This window comes from Methyloceanibacter caenitepidi (assembly GCF_000828475.1).
In the GTDB taxonomy this organism is placed as follows: Bacteria; Pseudomonadota; Alphaproteobacteria; order Rhizobiales; family Methyloligellaceae; genus Methyloceanibacter; species Methyloceanibacter caenitepidi.
Genome location: NZ_AP014648.1, coordinates 2,739,446 through 2,755,981, shown reverse-complemented (window position 1 = coordinate 2,755,981; position 16,536 = coordinate 2,739,446). Strand labels below are relative to the sequence as shown.

The window sequence follows — 16,536 nt, the reverse complement described above, 5'->3', positions numbered from 1 at the left end:
AGTCGTGGCGACCCTCGGCTTCAGGCCCACCCCTGTCAAGCGCGCCCTTCGCCCCGACGAATTGCCGCCGGCGGAGCGCTCTCGTCCGCTTGCCTCTGTTAGCGCGCTACGCAATAGTCCGCGCAAATGACAGTTTCGCTAAGCGAGGATCCGGGCAAATGCGGGTCTTGCATCACATTTTCGGAGGTTGCGTGACATGACGCAGACCAGCGGACGTTTCTTTGACGAGTTGGGTAAGCTTTTGACCGACGCGGTCGGCGCCGCCGACGGCGTGCGGCAGGAAGTCGAAGGTATGATGCGCGGCCAGGCCGAACGAATCTTGAATGAACTCGATGTGGTGCAGCGTGAGGAGTTCGAGGCCGTCAAAGCGATGGCGCAGAAGGCCCGCGAAGAAAACGAGACGCTCAAGGCCCGTATCGCCGTGCTTGAGTCCAAGCTAGCTGTGGATAACCCGGGATAACGCTTGGCGCAGAGTCGAGTCGAGTCTCCGATTCATCCACAGATTTCTCGGGTCATCCACAGCAATTCGGCGCTTGGCGACTCAGGCGCCGTTTTGTGCGCGGACTCGCCAGTATATAACTGATTCATCTACTGATTCGCGGTTGCTGTTTCTTGTGCGCGGACCCCTCAACGCGGCCCGAGAGGATACGCATGGCTTCGATCGAAGCGACTTACGACCACTTCACAAATCCCGTGGACATGGTGGAGCAGATCGCCACCATCCGTGACTGGAGTTTTGAACGCAGCACCCCTGACGAGCTGTCGCTGACAGTCGCCGGGTCCTGGTGCGACTACCATGTCTCGTTGAATTGGCGAGAAGATCTGGAAGCGCTGCATCTTGCATGCGCCTTCGACTTCCGGGCGACGCAGGCGCGGCTCCCGGAGGTCTACCGGCTGATGGCCAATATCAATGAGCAGCTCTGGCTGGGGCACTTCGATCTGTGGCGGCAGGACGGCATGCTGCTGTACCGCAACGGGCTGCTGCTGGCGGGTGCCAAGACCCACGCCGGACAATGCGAGGGGCTGCTGACGGCGGCGCTCGAAGCCTGCGAGCGCTATTATCAGAGTTTCCAGTTCGTGCTGTGGGCTGGGAAGAGCGCCGAAGAGGCGCTCGCGGCCACGATGCTGGAGACGCAAGGAACCGCTTAGCCCGGAACCGCGTAGCTAGGAACGGCCCGCGAGAATCGGCTTTGGGCGTGACCAGGCACCGGGCTGCTGCTTAGATGGCCGGAACGACACGTCTTCCGATGAGGCAGGACCAAGCATGACGATTGCCTTGAACGGCCCGTTGCTCCTGGTGGGCGCGGGCAAGATGGGCGGGGCGTTGCTCGAGGGCTGGTTGGCTCGCGGCCTCGACCCGAGGAGCGTCTTTATCCAAGACCCGGCGCTGCCGGAGGGGATCGGCGAACTGGTGGCCGCGCATGGCATCGTTGCAGGCGCGGCGCCGCGTCTGCCTCAACCGCCCGCCGTCATCGTCCTCGCCGTGAAACCGGCCCTCGCGGGTGAGGTCCTGAGTGTCATCGCGCCATCGGTCGGCGCTGGGACCGTTGTCCTGTCGATTGCGGCGGGGCGGACACTCGAAAGTCTCTCCGAGCCGCTGCCGGAAACGTGCGCCGTGGTGCGCGCGATGCCCAACACGCCGGCATCCGTGGGGGAGGGGATCACGGTCTGTGTCGCCAATGCCCATGTGAGCGAGCCGCAAAGGCAGGCTTGCGAGACGCTGCTGGCGGCCGTCGGCGAGGTGGTTTGGGTCGACGAGGAAGCTCTGATGGATGCGGTGACGGCTGTCTCCGGCAGCGGTCCGGCTTACGTCTTCCATCTTGTCGAGTCCTTGGAGCAGGCGGGGATCGAAGCCGGCCTGCCGGCTGAGCTTGCCGCGCGTTTGGCACGTGGGACCGTGGCGGGCGCCGGCGCGCTGCTGAAGCACTCCGAACAGGACGCGACGACGCTGCGGACCAACGTGACGTCGCCCAACGGCACGACAGCGGCCGCGCTCGAAGTACTCATGAAAGAGGATGCGCTCAAGAGGTTGCTGGCGCGCGCCGTGGCGCAGGCTGCGAAACGGTCGCGGGAGTTGTCGTCCTGAGGCGTCTCCCGCGCGTCGTGCAGCGCCGGTTCTCGCGTCTTTCGATGGCCACGAAATCGGCCTATCGTATCTGACAGCAAGATGCCGAAACGAGTGTCCCACAGAGGAGTACGGCTATGTTCGAGGAATTCTCCAGACGGAATCGGGCGGTGATGGCGGCGCTTACGCTCGCTGCGACGCGCGACTGGGGCGACGTCGGTCTCAACGACATCGCCAAGGAAGCGAATCTGTCGCTGGCGGACCTGCGCCGGGAATTTGTCTGCAAGAACGACCTTCTGCGCGCGTTCCAAACCGAGGTCGATGCACAGGTTCTGGCGCGCACCAAACCCGCCGGACCGGACGACAGCGTCCGCGATCAGGTGTTCGAGGCTTTGATGACCCGCTTCGAGGTGATGGCGCCGCACAAGGAAGCGCTGAAGCGCATCGCGGCCTATCTGCGCTGCCGTCCGGGCGAGGCCTCGATGTTCGTGTGCTCGCGGATGGTCACGCAATATTGGACGCTCGCGAATGCGGGCGCGAAGCTCGACGGTCCGACGGCCTTGGTGCGCATCGCCGGTCTGTCCGCCGTCTACGGCAAGGCGTTCAGCGTTTGGCTCGACGATGACTCGCCATCGCTGGATAAGACCATGGCGACGCTCGATCGCGGTCTCACGAACGGCGAGCGCGGCATGCAGAGCCTGGAGAAGGTTTGCGAGACCGTGTGCGGGCTCGTGCGCGGCCTCAAACGGAACTTCGGAGGCAAGGACAAGCCTGACGGCAGCGCCTCACCCGATTCCGGACCGGTTCCGTCCTCCGCCTAAGGGCGTCTACGGCCGATCAGAGCGGGGCGCGCCATTCTGCCCCGCCCTCCAAATGGAAATGCGCTTCTAGTAAGGCAGCGGATCCTCATCGTCAGGACCGGACAGGCTCTCGGGACCCTCGCCGGGGAGTTCGTCATCGATCGGATCCGGGTCGACCGGGGCGTCGGGATCGTCGAGCCCATCGCCGAGCGTATCAGGACCCAGTTCCAGTCCGTCCCTCAGACCCTCGGGGGCGGCTTCGTCGGCAGCCTCTTTCTCGAGCGTGCTCTCGCGGCCGAATTCGACCTTGCCGTCGGAATCCACGTCGAGCTGAAACTCCGAGCCCGGCATCTCGTTTTGCTGGAAACCATCCGGCTCTGCCTCGTCCTGGGCAAAGGCCGGGGCTGTCAACGCCAGGGCTGCAATGGCGGCAAGCCCGATAGACGCACGTTTCATAGAAGCACCTCCAAATGAGAAATTACACCGGGACTTTTAGCACGGCTTTCAGTCCGCCGAGAGAAGATTGATCGAGTGTGATGTCGCCGCCGTGTATGCGGGTGATGTCGCGCGCGATGGCGAGCCCGAGCCCTGTCGACCCCGAGTCCTGGTTGCGCGCACGGTCGACCCGGTAGAAGGGCCGGAACACCAGCTCGCGTTCGTCCTCGGGGATGCCGGGACCGTCGTCCTCGACCTCGATCGTCAAAATGCCGTCGCTCTTCGCCGCCGTGATGCGTACCGTATCCGCGAAGCGCGCGGCATTGTTGACGAGATTGGAGATCGCGCGCTTGAACGCGTGGCGGCGGGCGCGCACGACGAGCGGCTTGTTCTCCATCCGGACGTCCACGGTCTTGCCTTCGAGATCGGCCTTGCCGCCATGAGCTTGAGAGCTGACCTCGTTCAAGATCTCGCCGATGTCCACATAGCCGATGGCCTCTCCCGAATCGCCCTTGGCAAAGGCCATGTAGTCTTCGAGCATGGCCTGCATCTCGTCGATATCCGCCCGCATGGCCTCGAGCTCCGACCCTTCCTCCATCATGGCCAGTTGCAGCCGGAAGCGGGTCAGGATGGTCCTGAGGTCGTGACTCACCCCGGCCAGCATGAGTGTGCGTTGCTCCACGTGACGTTCGATGCGGTCGCGCATCTCCACAAAGGCGTGCGCGGCCTGGCGAACCTCGCGCGCGCCGCGCGGTTTGAAGTCCTCCGGCATGGGACGGCCCTTGCCGAAACTCTCAGCCGCATAGGCCAAGCGCAGGATCGGCCGGATCTGATTGCGCAAGAACAGAATGGCGACCGTGAGCAGAACGACTGACGTGCCCAGCATCCAGACAATGAAGATGTGCGAGTTGGACGCGTAGGTTTGGCTGCGCCGCGCCAGCACATGCATGACCGCGTCCTCGAGCTTGATGCGGATGTCGACGAAGTCCGACCGGCCGACCGTGTCGATCCAGAAGGGGCGGCCTATCCGCCGCTCCAGCTCGTCGGAGAGGGTCGTGTCCAGCAGGTCGAAGAAAGGCTTGGAGCGCACTTGCGGCAGATCCTCGCCGGGGGCGAACCGCACGCGCAAGCCGAGATTCTTGGCCGCCAGTCCCGTCAGCATCGCGACGTTATGCTGCTTCGGAAGCTCCTCGTACATGTCGATCAGCATGGCGATGTTCTGCACCGTGCCGGTCGACAGGCGATGGGTAACGGTTTGCCAATGCCGTTCGAGGAACACGAAGGTCAGGACCGACTGAAGCAGCACCATCGGAGCAATGATGATGATGAGGGCGCGCGCATAGAGGCCCTTCGGCATTTGCTCGCCGAAGCGCGCCAGCAACCATTTGAGCGGGCCTTGCCGTTCGGCTTTGGCGTGCTCCTCGGGAAGCGGGCGGGCGGTATCGGAGACGGCGCTCATCACTCGGAATAGAGTATGTAGCCCTTGCCGCGCACGGTCTGAAGATAGACCGGGTTGGCCGGGTCGTTTTCGATCTTGCGTCTTAACCGGTTGATCTGCACGTCCACGGCGCGTTCGCCGCCGATGTCGGCGTCCTTGTCGGACCCCTTGGCGAGTTCGTGTCGGGACACGGGCGTTCCAGGCCGCTGCGCGAAATAGCGAAGCAGTTCGCGTTCGCGCTCGGTCAGGCGCACGGTTTCCCCATCGCGCTGCAGCTCGCCGCGGCTGATATGGAAGACGAAATTGCCCATGCGGATCTCGCCGGACGGGGCGGCCTGCGCGCCGCGCTTCAGGATGTTGCCGATGCGCAAGAGCAGTTCGCGCGGATCGAAGGGTTTTGCGAGATAGTCGTCGACGCCCGTTTCCAGCCCTTCGATGCGATCCTCGGGCTCGGCGCGCGCCGTCAGCATGAGGATGGGTACCTGGTTGTCCGCCCGCAGCGATTTTGCGAAGTCGATGCCCGACTCCTTCGGCATCATCACGTCGAGCACGATCAGATCGAAGGCGAGGCTGCGCATCTGGGCGCGGGCGCTCTCCGCATCGACGGCCATCGTCACCCGGAAGCCGCGGTCTTGGAGATAGCGGCCGAGCAGATCGCGAATCCGGCTGTCGTCATCCACGATGAGGATGTGCTGGGCGTTGTCGTCGGGACCGGCCCCTTGTTGAAGTTTGGTGCTCATCGCGTGGGTCAAATCGGTTTGCCTTCGTCCTTGCCGCCCGCCGGCGTCGGGTCGGCGTGCGTCGGGTTCGGATTCGTTATGGCGGAAACTTTGGGCCGATCTTCGGCATTGATCATAGCTTCCAGAAAACGGCGAATTGCCGGCTCCGCCTCGGGACCCGCGGCCTCGAGGGCCGTGCGAAGCCGCACCATTTGCGGCGCGGCCAAGCGCGCCGCCAGGGCCCTGCCGCGCTCCGTCGGGTAGAGCAGCCGTTCCCGGCGGTCCGACGCGCCGGCCTTCTGGGTGATGTAGCCCTGGTCGATCAGCTGTTTCAGCACGCGCGACAGGCTTTGCTTCGTGATGTTCAGGATATCCAAGAGGTCGGCGACGCGCAGGCCCGAGTTGCGCCTCACGAAGTGCAAGACCCGGTGATGGGCCCGGCCGAAACCGAAATCCTTGAGTATCGCGTCCGGATCGCCCGTGAAGTCGCGATAGGCAAAGAACAGGAGCTCTGCGAAGGAATGGAGATTGTCCTCGGTCAGCCCTTCCGAGGGGCTTGCCGGCACATCCTCGACAGGGGCCCTGGACAAGGTCTTGGAGCTTTCGCTCATGGTGTCGCTGCTGGCCACAACCGCTCCGTCGGCGCGGGCGCCCGCGCGCTTGTTCCCCGCAGTTTTGCGGCTACGGGAGAGGGGTGTATTTAGGTCAGTCATGTTGACATATATTTGGGCTTGGATTATGTCAGCCATGTTGACTTAATACCCCTTGATACGCCCCGCCGCACGTGTGCGCAATTGCTCTGACACGCTATCGTGTATTGGGATTGGGGGGAAAATTACCCAGGGGTCAGACGCATCCGGAAAAACCGGCGCGCCCCTATTCTTGGAGGAGACCCATGCCGGGCTTTGACCAGCGTGACGGCTTGATTTGGTTCAATGGCGAGATGATCCCGTGGGACGATGCGCGGGTGCATCTGCTGACCCACGCCCTGCATTACGGCAGCGCCGTGTTCGAAGGCATGCGCGCCTATGACGGCGAGATCTTCAAGCTGACCGAGCACAATCAGCGCCTGCGCGAATCCGCCGAGATCCTCGATTTCGAAGTGCCGTATTCCGTCGCCGAGCTCGACAAGGCCGCGCGCGAAGTCATTGCCGCCAACAAACTCTCCGACGCCTATGTGCGTCCGCTGGCCTGGCGCGGCAGCGAGCAGATGGGCGTGTCGGCGCAAAAGACGCGCATCAACGTGGCCATCGCCGCATGGGAATGGGGCGCCTATTTCGATCCCGCCGCGATCGAGAAGGGCATGAAGCTCAAATTCGCCAAATACCGCCGGCCCGACCCGGCGACAGCGCCGGTCCACAGCAAGGCGGCGGGTCTCTACATGATCTGCACCATCGAGAAGCACCGCGCCGAGCGCGAAGGCTTCGCCGACGCGGTCATGCTCGACTGGCGCGGCTACGTGGCCGAGTGCACGGGCGCCAACATCTTCTTCGTCAAGGACGGCGTGATCTACACGCCCATCGCCGATTGCTTCCTCAACGGCATCACCCGGCGCACGGTCATGAGCCTCGCCAAGCAGCGCGGCTGGGACGTGGTCGAGAAGCGCATCCTTCCCGAAGACCTTGCGGACTTCACCGAATGCTTCGTGACGGGGACGGCCGCCGAGGTCATGCCGGTCGGCTCCATCGGCGAATACAGCTTCACGCCCGGCGAGATCACGCGCACGCTCATGGCCGATTACGCCGCGCTGGTGCATCCCGCGAAGAGCATTGCCGCCGCGGGCTAGCGCTGCCGCGCGAAGGCTCCACGCATAACGATCAAGCTTGTCTTGTCGGCAAACCCTGCTTCGCCGGCCAGCTTCACGCGCCGGCTGCGACACCGTCAGCGCACAAGACATCGTCAGCCCATAAAAAGAATGCGGCGATCTCCGGCCGAAACCGGGAGACCGCCGCAAGGCTGAGATGAGGAAGCGCCCAGGCTCGGGCAAGGACGCTTCTGACGTTCGGGCTGGGCGGCCAAACGTCATGGGTAGGTTCTAGCGGCTTCCTATCCTTGCATGAAGTGAGTTGTTTTCAGGGTAATAGATGCATCTTGTTCAAGAACCGAAAAGAGCGACCGTGCGGCCAGGACAGTAAGGGCGGCAGGAAAGAACCGGCTTGCCTTGCGGGCAAGCATGCTAGGATTTGCGGCGATGAAAGCGTTTGGCGAACAATTCCAGCAGCGCAACGTGCGCGAACCCGAGACGCGTGAGCCCGAAAAGCGCGAGCCTGAGGCCCGCGAATCCGTGCCCGATTTCAACGGGGCGTTCCGCGCGAAGCTCTATGATCTTTTGCGCTGGCGGCGGGACGTGCGGCGCTTCAAGCGCGATCCGCTCCCCGAGGGCATGATCGACCGGCTGTTGGGGTTGGCGTGTCTCGCGCCATCGGTGGGGCTCAGCGAACCGTGGCGCTTCGTGTTGGTGGAAGACCCCGCGCGCCGCGCCGCGATCCGCGCGAATTTCGAGGCTTGCAACGCCGAGGCGCTCTCCATGCAGTCGCCGGACAGGGCGGCGCTCTACGCGAGGCTGAAGCTGCAAGGCATGGACGAGGCGCCGGTGCAGATCGCCGTCTATGCGGACCGCGAGACGGTGCAGGGCTACGGGCTCGGCCGCATGACCATGCCCGAGACCATCGACTATTCGGTGGTGACGGCGGTGCACACGTTCTGGCTGGCCGCGCGCGCCGAAGGCATCGGGGTGGGCTGGGTGTCGATCATCGACCCGGCCGGCGTCACGACGGCGCTGGACGTGCCGGAAGAGTGGATCTTCATCGGCTATCTCTGCGTCGGCTATCCGCAAGTCGAAGACGACACGCCGACGCTGCAGCGCGCGGGCTGGGAACACCGGCACGCGACCGACGAGGTGATCCTGCGGCGCTAGGCTACGCGGCGGAGTGTTCTCGGGTCTGTGCGTAGGCCACGATCCGCGCCAGCCACTTCTCATAGAGCCGATCCGTGAGGGCCGCATGCATCGCCACGCAACGCTTGGGCAAATCTTCGCGAATCTGCTCGATGGATTGCACGCTCGGGACCGTCGGCTCGATGTCGTAGCCATAGAGGTCGAGCCAGCTCCCGAGCAGTTCGGGTGTGACCTCCGGATGGGCGACCGTCGCGACCGCGTTGCCGCGCACATAGGCCTGCTCCGCGCAGAACGGGCTTGAATAGAGCGGCGCGGCGCCCGGCGGCAGGGTGAAGGCCTCGTGGTGCCAGATGAGAATCTCGACCGGATCGGGCGTATCGGCGAGCCACTCCCGCGCCACCGGGTTGTCGCACTTCGTCACCTGCCACCAACCGATTTCCTTGTCCGGCATGGGCGCGACAACGCCCCCCAGCGCCTTGGCGATGAGCTGGCTGCCCAGGCAATGGCCCAGCATGGGTACGTCCTGGGCCGCGGCCTTGCGAATCAGCGCCATCTCGTCGAGCAGCCATGGGAAATCGTCGTTGACGCTCATGGTGCCGCCGAGAAAGACGAGGCCCGCGACATCGTCGATGGTCTGCGGGACGGGATCGCCCTGGTCGATCCGCACCAATTCCCACGGGACGGATTCGGCGTTGAGGAACTGGGTGAGACGGCCGGGATGAATCCAGTCTTCGTGGCGGAAAATGCGGATGGGCTTCATGGGGCGCGCCTTGGCAGTTGGTGAAATCTTCTCATGAACTTACAGTCGAAAAAGCGGCTGAAAAGCGATATGTTTTCATCGGGTGTTGAGAAGAACTCATCATGGTTGCGCATGTTCCGATACCGCCTCTGGCGGGGCTCCGGGCCTTCGAGGCCGTGGCGCGGCTCAAGAGCTTCCGCCGCGCGGCGGAGGAGCTGTCGGTGACCACCTCGGCGGTGAGCCACCAGGTCCGCGCCCTGGAAGAGGCGTTGAGCACCCAGCTCTTCGAACGCGGGTCCCACGGCGTGACCGTCACCAGCGCCGGGCAGCGGTTCCTGCCCGAGGTTCAGGCGGCGATGGACCGGCTTTCCCTCGCCATCGCCGACCTGCACGAGCGCAAGCCCAACGCGCCGCTGACGATCAGTATGCTGCCGACTTTCGCGGTGCGCTGGATGGTGCCGCGCGTCGCCGATCTCAAGCGCAAGCACCCCGAGATCGAGGTGCGGCTCGACGCCAGCATGGAGGTCGCGAGCTTCACGGGCTCCGACGTGGATGTGGCCATTCGCTACGGGCAGGGGAATTGGCCGGGGCTTCATTGCGAACCGCTGATCGCGGAGAGGCTGATCCCGGTTTGCAGCCCCGCGCTGTTGGAGGGGGCGCGCCCGCTCAAAGAGCCGGCCGATCTCGCCCATCACGTTTTGCTGCGCAACGATGCGCACCCGGAGGACTGGCCGCTCTGGCTGAAGGCCGCGCGGCTCAAGGGCATCGATCTCAATCGCGGGCCGCGCTTCGGCTATTCGGAGCTGCTGCTGCGCGCCGCGTCCGAAGGCCTCGGCGTCGCCGTCGCGCGGCAGCATCTGGTCGAGGCGGAGCTCAAGGCCGGCAGTCTCGTCGCGCCGTTCGACATCACCCATGAAGTCGGGATTCGCTATTGGCTGGTTTGCCCGCCGCGCGCACTGGACGATCCGCGCGTCGCAACGTTTCGCAAATGGCTGTTGGCGGAAGCGGGGCTGAACCAAGGGGGCGGCGGCGCGGCGACTTCCTCGGAGTGTTATCCCTTGCCGAAGCGTTCTTCTAGTTCCACCGCCGGATCCGGGAAGGTGCCGTAGGGCAAGTCCTTATTGGCCACCCATTCGATGCATTTGGGAAGCTCTCCGTCCGTCTCGATGAATTCCTTTACCGCATCATAGGCGCGAGGGAAGGGGATAAAGAGACCGATGGGCAGCTTTGTGCGGTGGAGGTTTTCGACCCATTCGTTCAGCCGGCTCAAGTCGCCGACAGACGTATATTCCTCCTGATAGCCACCGCCGTGTTTATGGTAGATGAGCAGAACACCAAGGCCAGGCATGCCGTACAGGTATAGATCGAGGTCGACCCGCTTTCCGGCGAGATGATCTTCATTTTCGGTGCCGTAGAGACCTTCTATGGAGAGGGCGGCTGTATCGTTTCCCCAGTAGTTGAACCACTCCTGTCCCGGCGGTGCCAAGAAGAAGCGGCTCAAGGTTTTGGGAGCAGGCCAGCCCTTGTGCTCGTATTCGCCAAAGTCTGTTCGCTTGAGCATTGCCTAGTCCTGGTCTTTCCATTCGCCATTGTGCATCGTGCGCACACGTCCGGAGGGTTCGGTAAATCGGACGATGGGATTCCCTAGTTCCTGTCCGATCAACGGCAGCACCTTTTTGCAGCTAGAGCAAATTGGCCGATCCACAGTGATATCGATCACCTTGCCTGAAAGTGTACCATCGTTGGCACGGGCTGCTCTCAGCAGCACGGTGCTCTCCGCATGAAACAATGCATCGTTCGGACGTTGACCAATGTTGTGGGTACTCATGATGTCGGGGCGTTTTCGAACCAATGGGATGAGCGCGCGTTTCGCATCATTCAGGTCTCGCTGAGAGTACTCTACAATCGCCCCCGAATTGACGCCCATGAAGGTTTCACCGTCTACAATGCCATGCGCCACCGTGTCGCTGTCGCCCAACAGTGGTCTGCCTAAGAGGTCAGTGCCGTAGCTGTCCCTCAGGGTTTGGATCGCTTCAGGAGCTCGCTGCTGTTCAAGTTCGCGGAGTCGCGCCTGGGCCTCCCTTAGGTTCTCCTCGGCGCGTCGGATCTGGCCTACTATCGAGTTTCGTCGTTCTATGCTCGGACTGGGGCGCCAGCCTGGGTCAAGTCTTTGGACACGCTGAATCGCGTTGCGCGCGAGTGCCTCGGTGACATCCCGTCGTGTTACCTGGGCGAGTGTGCCCTCTGCATCGGTCGCCCTATTGCGCCGACGCGTCTGGGCGAGTCGGGTGCCAACGGGCGCCTCATCGGCGTTGCTAGATGAGGCGCTGCCCCCACCGATCCTGGTCCACTGGCCGCCATCGGGGTTGCCCGCGGGCACGCGGGGCTGGTTGGGGTCGAAGGCTTTGGGGACGTAAGAACGAGGGACGTAGGGCTCGCCAAAGACCTCGGCGTAGTAGACGTAGAAGGCCTGTTTGAAGGTCTCGAGTTTCTGGTCGAGCTTGGCGTAGCCCCAGGCCGTCTTGAGTTGCAGGAAAGCGACGTCCCGCTGCAGGCGAGCCCGGTCCCAGGCAGCGTCCGTGCCAATCGCTGCAGTGTGGCTAGGGTCGCAGGGACGCTCCGGCGTGCCCCATTGATTGTCGTCCAGTGGAGTTTCCCCGTGTTCGGCCACGGCCCGCCGCTCCTAGGTCCAGTTGAACTGTCAAAGGAATATAATCCTATCAAGGGGCGTGGTGATTGGCGGGGGATAGGGGCGCTGCCGGGCAGCGCGCGCCTATGGTCTTAGACTGAGCGAATGACAGGAGGACCGAGCATCGGGCGCGTTACGCGCGAGGGGCTACTCCTCCCGCCACCGCGCGGCGGCTTGGTCGTCGGTCTCTTTTGCTTCCACCCAGTGCTCGCCTTGCGGGCCCGTCTCGCGTTTCCAGAACGGGGCGGAGGTCTTGAGGTAGTCCATGAGGAAGCGCGCCGCCTCGAAGGCGGCCTCGCGATGGGCCGAGGCGGTGATGACGAGCACGATATTGTCGCCGGGGAGAAGTGTGCCCACGCGGTGGACGATCAGCGAGGCCTGCAGCGGCCAGCGCGCATGGGCCTCTTCCTCGATGCGCGCGAGCTCCTTCTCGGTCATGCCGGGATAGTGCTCGAGGGTCAGGGTGGAGATTTCGCCGGCGCCTTCACCATCGGACGCGCGAAGCGCGTCGCGTACGGTGCCGGTGAAGGTGACGATGGCGCCGATGTCGGTGCGGACTTTGCCCGAACAGTCTTTGCGCAGCGCCTCGATCTCTTCGCCGATATTGAAGTCGCCCTCTTGGACGCGGATCACGGCGCGTCTCCTTTAGTAACTAGCCAGAAGTAACTAGCCGCCCGTGACGGGCGGGAAGAAGGCGATCTCGCGTGCGCCCGCGATGGAAGCGTCGGCGCGCGCATGGGTCTGGTCGACGGCGGCGCGGATCGTCTCGCTTTGCGCAAACGCATTTTCGAATTCGGGGCCGCGCGTCTTCAGCCAGGCGATGACGTCGGCGACCGTGCCGGCGCTCTCCGGCAGATCGACGTCTTCGGACGCGATGCCGGTCTTTTCCTTCACCCAGGCGAAGTAGAGGAGGCGTGTCATTGTCGGGTCGTGCCTATTTCTCGTCGGGCATGAGATGGCGCAGCGTGGCGCGCAAGTAATCGTAGCCCGTGTAGAGCGTGAGGATCGCAGCGATCCACAGGAGCGTCAGGCCGAAATTGGTCGTGAAGGACCAGACCTTGTCGCCGGCGGGGCCGGCCAGCAGGAAGCCGATCGCGACCATCTGCACCACGGTCTTCCACTTGGCGAGATTGGTGACGGGCACGCTGACGCTGAGGCCGCCGAGGAATTCGCGCAGGCCCGAGACCAGGATCTCGCGGGAGAGGATGATGACGCCGGCCCAGAGCGACCAGCCGGCGATCGTCCCGTTCGCGGCCAGCATCAGGAGCGCGGCCGCGACGATCAGCTTGTCGGCGATGGGGTCCAGCATCTGACCGAGCTTGCTTTGCTGCTGCCAGGCGCGGGCGAGATAGCCGTCCAGGAAATCGCTGACGCCCGCGGCGATGAAGATCCACATGGCGAGCCAGCGGCCCCAATCGGCCTCGATGAAGAAGCAGGCGACCATGGCCGGAACGGCGACGATGCGGCCATAGGTCAGCATATTCGGCAGGCTGCTGTAATGCCGCCGATCCGCGTTGCGCCCACGGTTTGCATCATGCGACCCTGGCACGCCCCGTCCCGCCAATCCTTGTTCCGACATGTCGTAATCACTCAGTTCAGTTGGTGTCCCCAACATAACGCAATGGGCGGCGCTGCTAACCGCGTTCATGGAAAAAATCGTAGATCGTTTTGGCCATGTGCTCGCTGATGCCGCCAACGCTTTCCAAATCGGCGATTCCGGCCCGACTGACGGCCTTGGCGGAGCCGAAATGCTGGAGCAGCGCCCGCTTGCGGGTGGGGCCGATACCGGGCACTTCGTCGAGCGGCGAGGCGGTGATGCCTTTTTTCCGCCTGGTTCGGTGGGCGCCGATGGCGAAACGGTGGGCCTCGTCCCGCAGGGTCTGGATGCAATAGAGCACCGGATCGCGCGGCTCGAGCATCAGGGGCTCCTTGCCTTTGCGGTAGATGCGCTCGCGCCCGGCGTTGCGGTCCGGGCCTTTGGCGACCGCGGCGAGGTTGATGTCGGTCAGGCCGAGCTCCTCCAGAACCTCGTGGGCCGCGGAGAGCTGGCCGGGGCCGCCGTCGATCAGCACGAGGTCCGGCATGGACCATTTGTCCTCCTCGTCGTTCTCGCGCTCCTTGAGAAGCCGGCTGAAGCGGCGGGTCAGCATTTGCCGCATCATGGCGTAGTCGTCGCCGGGGGTGAGGTCCTCGCCCTTCATGTTGAACTTGCGGTACTGGGCCTTTTGGAAGCCTTCGGGGCCCGCCACGATCATGGCGCCCACGGGGTTCGTGCCCGAGATATGGCTGTTGTCGTAGACCTCGACGCGCTCGGGCGGTTCCTCCAGATCGAGGGCGTCCGCCAGTCTTCTATATATGTCGCGCTGTGAGGCGTGTTCGGCGAGGCGTCTTCCTAGGGCTTCCTGCGCGTTCGTCCGCACATGTTCGACGAGGTCGCGCTTCTCGCCGCGCTGGGGCGTCAGCACCTCGACCTTGTGCCCGGCCTTCAGTTCCAGGGCGGCGGCGAGCAGGCTTTGCCCCGCGATCTCGTGGCTCAGCAGGATGTGCCGCGGCGGGGGCTTGTCGTCGTAGAACTGCGCGATGAAGGCTTCGAGAACCTCTTCCACGGGGAGGGCCTTGTCCGCGCGCGGGAAATAGGCCCGGTTTCCCCAATTGTTGCCCGCGCGGAAGAAGAAGACCTGGATGCAGGTCTGCCCGGCCTCCTGGTGGGCGGCGAACACGTCGGCGTCCTTCACCGTGTGCGGGTTGATGCCCTGGTGGGACTGGATATGGCTCAGCGCCGTCAGCCGGTCGCGGAAACTCGCCGCGCGCTCGTAGTCCTGGGCTTCGCTGGCCTCTTCCATCAGCGCGCGCAGGCGATGCTTCACCTCATCGCTCTCTCCGCGCAGGAACCCCAGGGCCTCGTCGAGGAGCTCACCATAGGCTTCCTCGGAGATCGCGCCGGTGCAGGGCGCGCTGCATCGCTTGATTTGATAGAGCAGGCAGGGGCGCGTGCGGGCTTCGTAGTAACCGTCGGAGCACGAGCGCAATAGAAAGGCGCGCTGCAAAGTATTGATGGTCCGGCCCACGGCACCGGCGGACGCGAAAGGCCCGAAATAATCGCCTTTGCGGTTGCGGGCCCCGCGATGCTTCAGGATCTGCGGCACCGGATGGTCGCGGGCGATCAAGATGAAGGGGAACGACTTGTCGTCCCGCAGAACCACGTTGTAGCGGGGCTTGAGCCGCTTGATGAGGTTCGCCTCGAGGAGAAGCGCCTCCATCTCGGTGTTGGTGGTCACGAACTCCATGGCCGCCGTGTCGGCGATCATGCGGGCGATGCGGTTGTTGTGGCCGGCGCCGCGCGCGTAGCTCTGGACGCGTTTCTTGAGGTGCCGCGCCTTGCCCACGTAGAGCACCTGGCCTTCGGAATCGAACATGCGATAGACGCCGGGGCCAGCCGGCGCGAGCTTCGCATGGCGCGCGATGACGGCGGCTCCCGTCTCGGGACTCGCGTCCGAATCCCGCTTGAGAAGCGGATTTGCGCTTTCGCTGTCAGAGCTTTCCGGTGTCATGAAATCGTATCGTGTTGGCAACTGCCTCGCGGCAGTGCGGACCTGTCGTTCACACTAGGGGGTGGCTCCGGCCCCCTTCAAGGGCGTCCACGCAAGAGCCTTGTCTAACAAGTTTTCGCTTCAGCCCGCGTCGGGACGCCAATTGAGGTGCCGCCCGCCGTCCAGCGCGATCATCTGGCCCGTGATCGATCCCGTCTCTAGAAGAAAGCGGACCGTCGCCGTGATGTCACTCATGGGGACAGGGCGTTTCAGCAAAGTGTCATGGCATTCGCGCGCGAAGTCTTCGTCCGACTGGCCCTCGAAGGGCAGCACCGGGCCGGGGGCGATGGCGTTGACCCGGATTTGGGGCGCCAGGGCCTGGGCGAGGGTGCGAGTCGCGGTCCAGAGGGCCGATTTGGCGATTGTGTAGGTAAAGTAATGGGGGTTCAGCGCATGAACCTTCTGATCGATCAGATTTATGACATTGCCCTCGACGCCGGCCGGCAGGGCATTGGCGAAGGCCTTTGTCAGGAAAACCGGCGCGCGAAGATTGACTTCATGATGCTGGGTCCAGCCGGTCTCGTCGAAATCGTCCGGCCAGTCCCAGGAGAAGCAGGCGGCGTTGTTGACGAGGCAGGCCACGGGCCCCAGGGCCTTGGCGCTGTCCTCGATCAAGCCCGGCAAGGCCTGGAGTTCCGACAGATCGGCCTGAACGGCTGCCGCGCGTCCGCCGAAAGCCTCGATTTCCGCCACAAGGCCGCGCGCGTCCGCCTCGGACCTCTGGTAGTGGACCGCGACCCGCCACCCGGCGCGCGCGAGGTCTTCCGCGATGGCGCGCCCCAAGCGGCGGGCGGCGCCGGTCACCAATGCACAGGCTTCCAAGGAGTTGGCGGCCATCGTGTCCTTCGAGTCGTAGGCTGCTGCCGGAAATATCGGAAAAAACCCGCCAAGCGGGCCCCAACCACGTGGGATCGGCACTCTATGGGAGCGAAATCTGCCGAACAAGACATGGCGCGGAGCCCCGAGTCCGCACTGAGTCGGCCCGGCTTACCCGTGTAGCGCCGAGGGTATCTCAAAGGAACGAAGCCAAAACGCCCAACAACTGTGCAACTGGCTGAATGGGTAGGCTGACCGGAGCGGCTCCTAAGCCCAATGCGGTATCAAAAACAGTAAATTATTGCAGATAGGACACACTGGGTTTGTAGAATTCGAAAGAACCTTGCTT

19 protein-coding genes are annotated in these 16,536 nt (G+C 63.9%); 7 read left to right on the top strand and 12 right to left on the bottom strand.

Features of this window, described 5'->3' with window-relative positions; all coding sequences use genetic code 11:
- The first annotated feature begins 196 nt into the window (after positions 1-196).
- From GL4_RS13050 to GL4_RS13035, 4 genes are all read left to right on the top strand, one after another.
- Entirely contained in the window at positions 197-460 is a 264-nt protein-coding gene (locus GL4_RS13050; protein ID WP_045368168.1) for an accessory factor UbiK family protein, read from the top strand.
- 191 nt (positions 461-651) lie between these two features.
- Positions 652-1,149 carry a type III secretion system chaperone family protein gene (locus GL4_RS13045; RefSeq protein WP_045368166.1) on the top strand — a complete coding sequence of 166 codons (498 nt, stop codon included), beginning with the start codon at positions 652-654 and terminating at the stop codon, positions 1,147-1,149.
- A gap of 115 nt (positions 1,150-1,264) precedes the next feature.
- Positions 1,265-2,086, top strand: coding sequence for a pyrroline-5-carboxylate reductase (gene proC / locus GL4_RS13040; RefSeq protein WP_045368164.1), 822 nt, complete (start codon positions 1,265-1,267; stop codon positions 2,084-2,086).
- 116 nt (positions 2,087-2,202) lie between these two features.
- Complete coding sequence (locus tag GL4_RS13035) at positions 2,203-2,886, top strand: ubiquinone biosynthesis protein COQ9 (RefSeq protein ID WP_045368162.1); 684 nt, start codon at positions 2,203-2,205, stop codon at positions 2,884-2,886.
- Between the two features lie 66 nt (positions 2,887-2,952).
- Here the strand turns inward: GL4_RS13035 and GL4_RS13030 are convergent, their stop codons facing one another.
- From GL4_RS13030 to GL4_RS13015, 4 genes are read right to left on the bottom strand one after another with little or no spacing between them, the layout of a single operon-like run.
- Positions 2,953-3,321: a hypothetical protein gene (locus GL4_RS13030; protein ID WP_045368160.1), complete on the bottom strand. Its 369-nt coding sequence runs from the start codon at positions 3,319-3,321 to the stop codon at positions 2,953-2,955.
- Between the two features lie 22 nt (positions 3,322-3,343).
- The gene (locus tag GL4_RS13025; RefSeq protein WP_045368159.1) at positions 3,344-4,759 is read right to left on the bottom strand and encodes an ATP-binding protein; all 1,416 of its coding nucleotides are present in this window, start codon (positions 4,757-4,759) and stop codon (positions 3,344-3,346) included.
- A complete protein-coding gene (locus tag GL4_RS13020) occupies positions 4,759-5,478 on the bottom strand; it encodes a response regulator (protein ID WP_045368157.1) in 720 nt (239 codons plus the stop codon). The genes GL4_RS13025 and GL4_RS13020 overlap by 1 nt, the downstream gene beginning before the upstream one ends.
- A gap of 8 nt (positions 5,479-5,486) precedes the next feature.
- Positions 5,487-6,068 (bottom strand): MarR family winged helix-turn-helix transcriptional regulator, encoded by a 582-nt coding sequence (locus GL4_RS13015; protein ID WP_082025665.1) that lies wholly within the window; start codon positions 6,066-6,068, stop codon positions 5,487-5,489.
- A 284-nt stretch (positions 6,069-6,352) separates the two neighbouring features.
- On the opposite strand from GL4_RS13015, the gene GL4_RS13010 reads away from it, so the two are divergent.
- Both GL4_RS13010 and bluB read left to right on the top strand, forming a co-directional pair.
- Positions 6,353-7,243 (top strand): branched-chain amino acid aminotransferase, encoded by an 891-nt coding sequence (locus tag GL4_RS13010; RefSeq protein WP_045368156.1) that lies wholly within the window; start codon positions 6,353-6,355, stop codon positions 7,241-7,243.
- Positions 7,244-7,741: 498 nt separating this feature from the next.
- Positions 7,742-8,374: a 5,6-dimethylbenzimidazole synthase gene (gene bluB, locus GL4_RS13005; RefSeq protein WP_045370133.1), complete on the top strand. Its 633-nt coding sequence runs from the start codon at positions 7,742-7,744 to the stop codon at positions 8,372-8,374.
- Position 8,375: 1 nt separating this feature from the next.
- On the opposite strand, the gene GL4_RS13000 is transcribed toward bluB, so the two are convergent.
- The gene (locus GL4_RS13000) at positions 8,376-9,113 is read right to left on the bottom strand and encodes a type 1 glutamine amidotransferase (protein ID WP_045368154.1); all 738 of its coding nucleotides are present in this window, start codon (positions 9,111-9,113) and stop codon (positions 8,376-8,378) included.
- A gap of 101 nt (positions 9,114-9,214) precedes the next feature.
- On the opposite strand from GL4_RS13000, the gene gcvA reads away from it, so the two are divergent.
- Positions 9,215-10,201 carry a transcriptional regulator GcvA gene (gcvA, locus tag GL4_RS12995; protein ID WP_045368152.1) on the top strand — a complete coding sequence of 329 codons (987 nt, stop codon included), beginning with the start codon at positions 9,215-9,217 and terminating at the stop codon, positions 10,199-10,201.
- Here gcvA and GL4_RS12990 read toward each other — a convergent pair.
- From GL4_RS12990 to GL4_RS12960, 7 genes are all read right to left on the bottom strand, one after another.
- On the bottom strand, positions 10,144-10,653 hold the full coding sequence (locus GL4_RS12990; protein ID WP_045368151.1) for an Imm1 family immunity protein: 510 nt from the start codon (positions 10,651-10,653) through the stop codon (positions 10,144-10,146). The genes gcvA and GL4_RS12990 overlap by 58 nt on opposite strands.
- 3 nt (positions 10,654-10,656) lie before the next feature.
- Positions 10,657-11,763, bottom strand: coding sequence for a hypothetical protein (locus tag GL4_RS12985; RefSeq protein WP_045368149.1), 1,107 nt, complete (start codon positions 11,761-11,763; stop codon positions 10,657-10,659).
- A gap of 165 nt (positions 11,764-11,928) precedes the next feature.
- The gene (moaE, locus tag GL4_RS12980; protein ID WP_045368148.1) at positions 11,929-12,414 is read right to left on the bottom strand and encodes a molybdopterin synthase catalytic subunit MoaE; all 486 of its coding nucleotides are present in this window, start codon (positions 12,412-12,414) and stop codon (positions 11,929-11,931) included.
- Between the two features lie 33 nt (positions 12,415-12,447).
- Positions 12,448-12,702, bottom strand: a complete 255-nt coding sequence (gene moaD / locus GL4_RS12975; RefSeq protein ID WP_045368146.1) for a molybdopterin converting factor subunit 1 — start codon at positions 12,700-12,702, stop codon at positions 12,448-12,450.
- 13 nt (positions 12,703-12,715) lie between these two features.
- Positions 12,716-13,261 (bottom strand): CDP-diacylglycerol--glycerol-3-phosphate 3-phosphatidyltransferase, encoded by a 546-nt coding sequence (gene pgsA, locus GL4_RS12970; protein WP_045368145.1) that lies wholly within the window; start codon positions 13,259-13,261, stop codon positions 12,716-12,718.
- A gap of 154 nt (positions 13,262-13,415) precedes the next feature.
- Entirely contained in the window at positions 13,416-15,332 is a 1,917-nt protein-coding gene (gene uvrC / locus GL4_RS12965; protein ID WP_045368143.1) for an excinuclease ABC subunit UvrC, read from the bottom strand.
- 120 nt (positions 15,333-15,452) lie between these two features.
- Entirely contained in the window at positions 15,453-16,208 is a 756-nt protein-coding gene (locus tag GL4_RS12960; RefSeq protein WP_045368142.1) for an SDR family oxidoreductase, read from the bottom strand.
- Positions 16,209-16,536 lie beyond the last annotated feature (328 nt).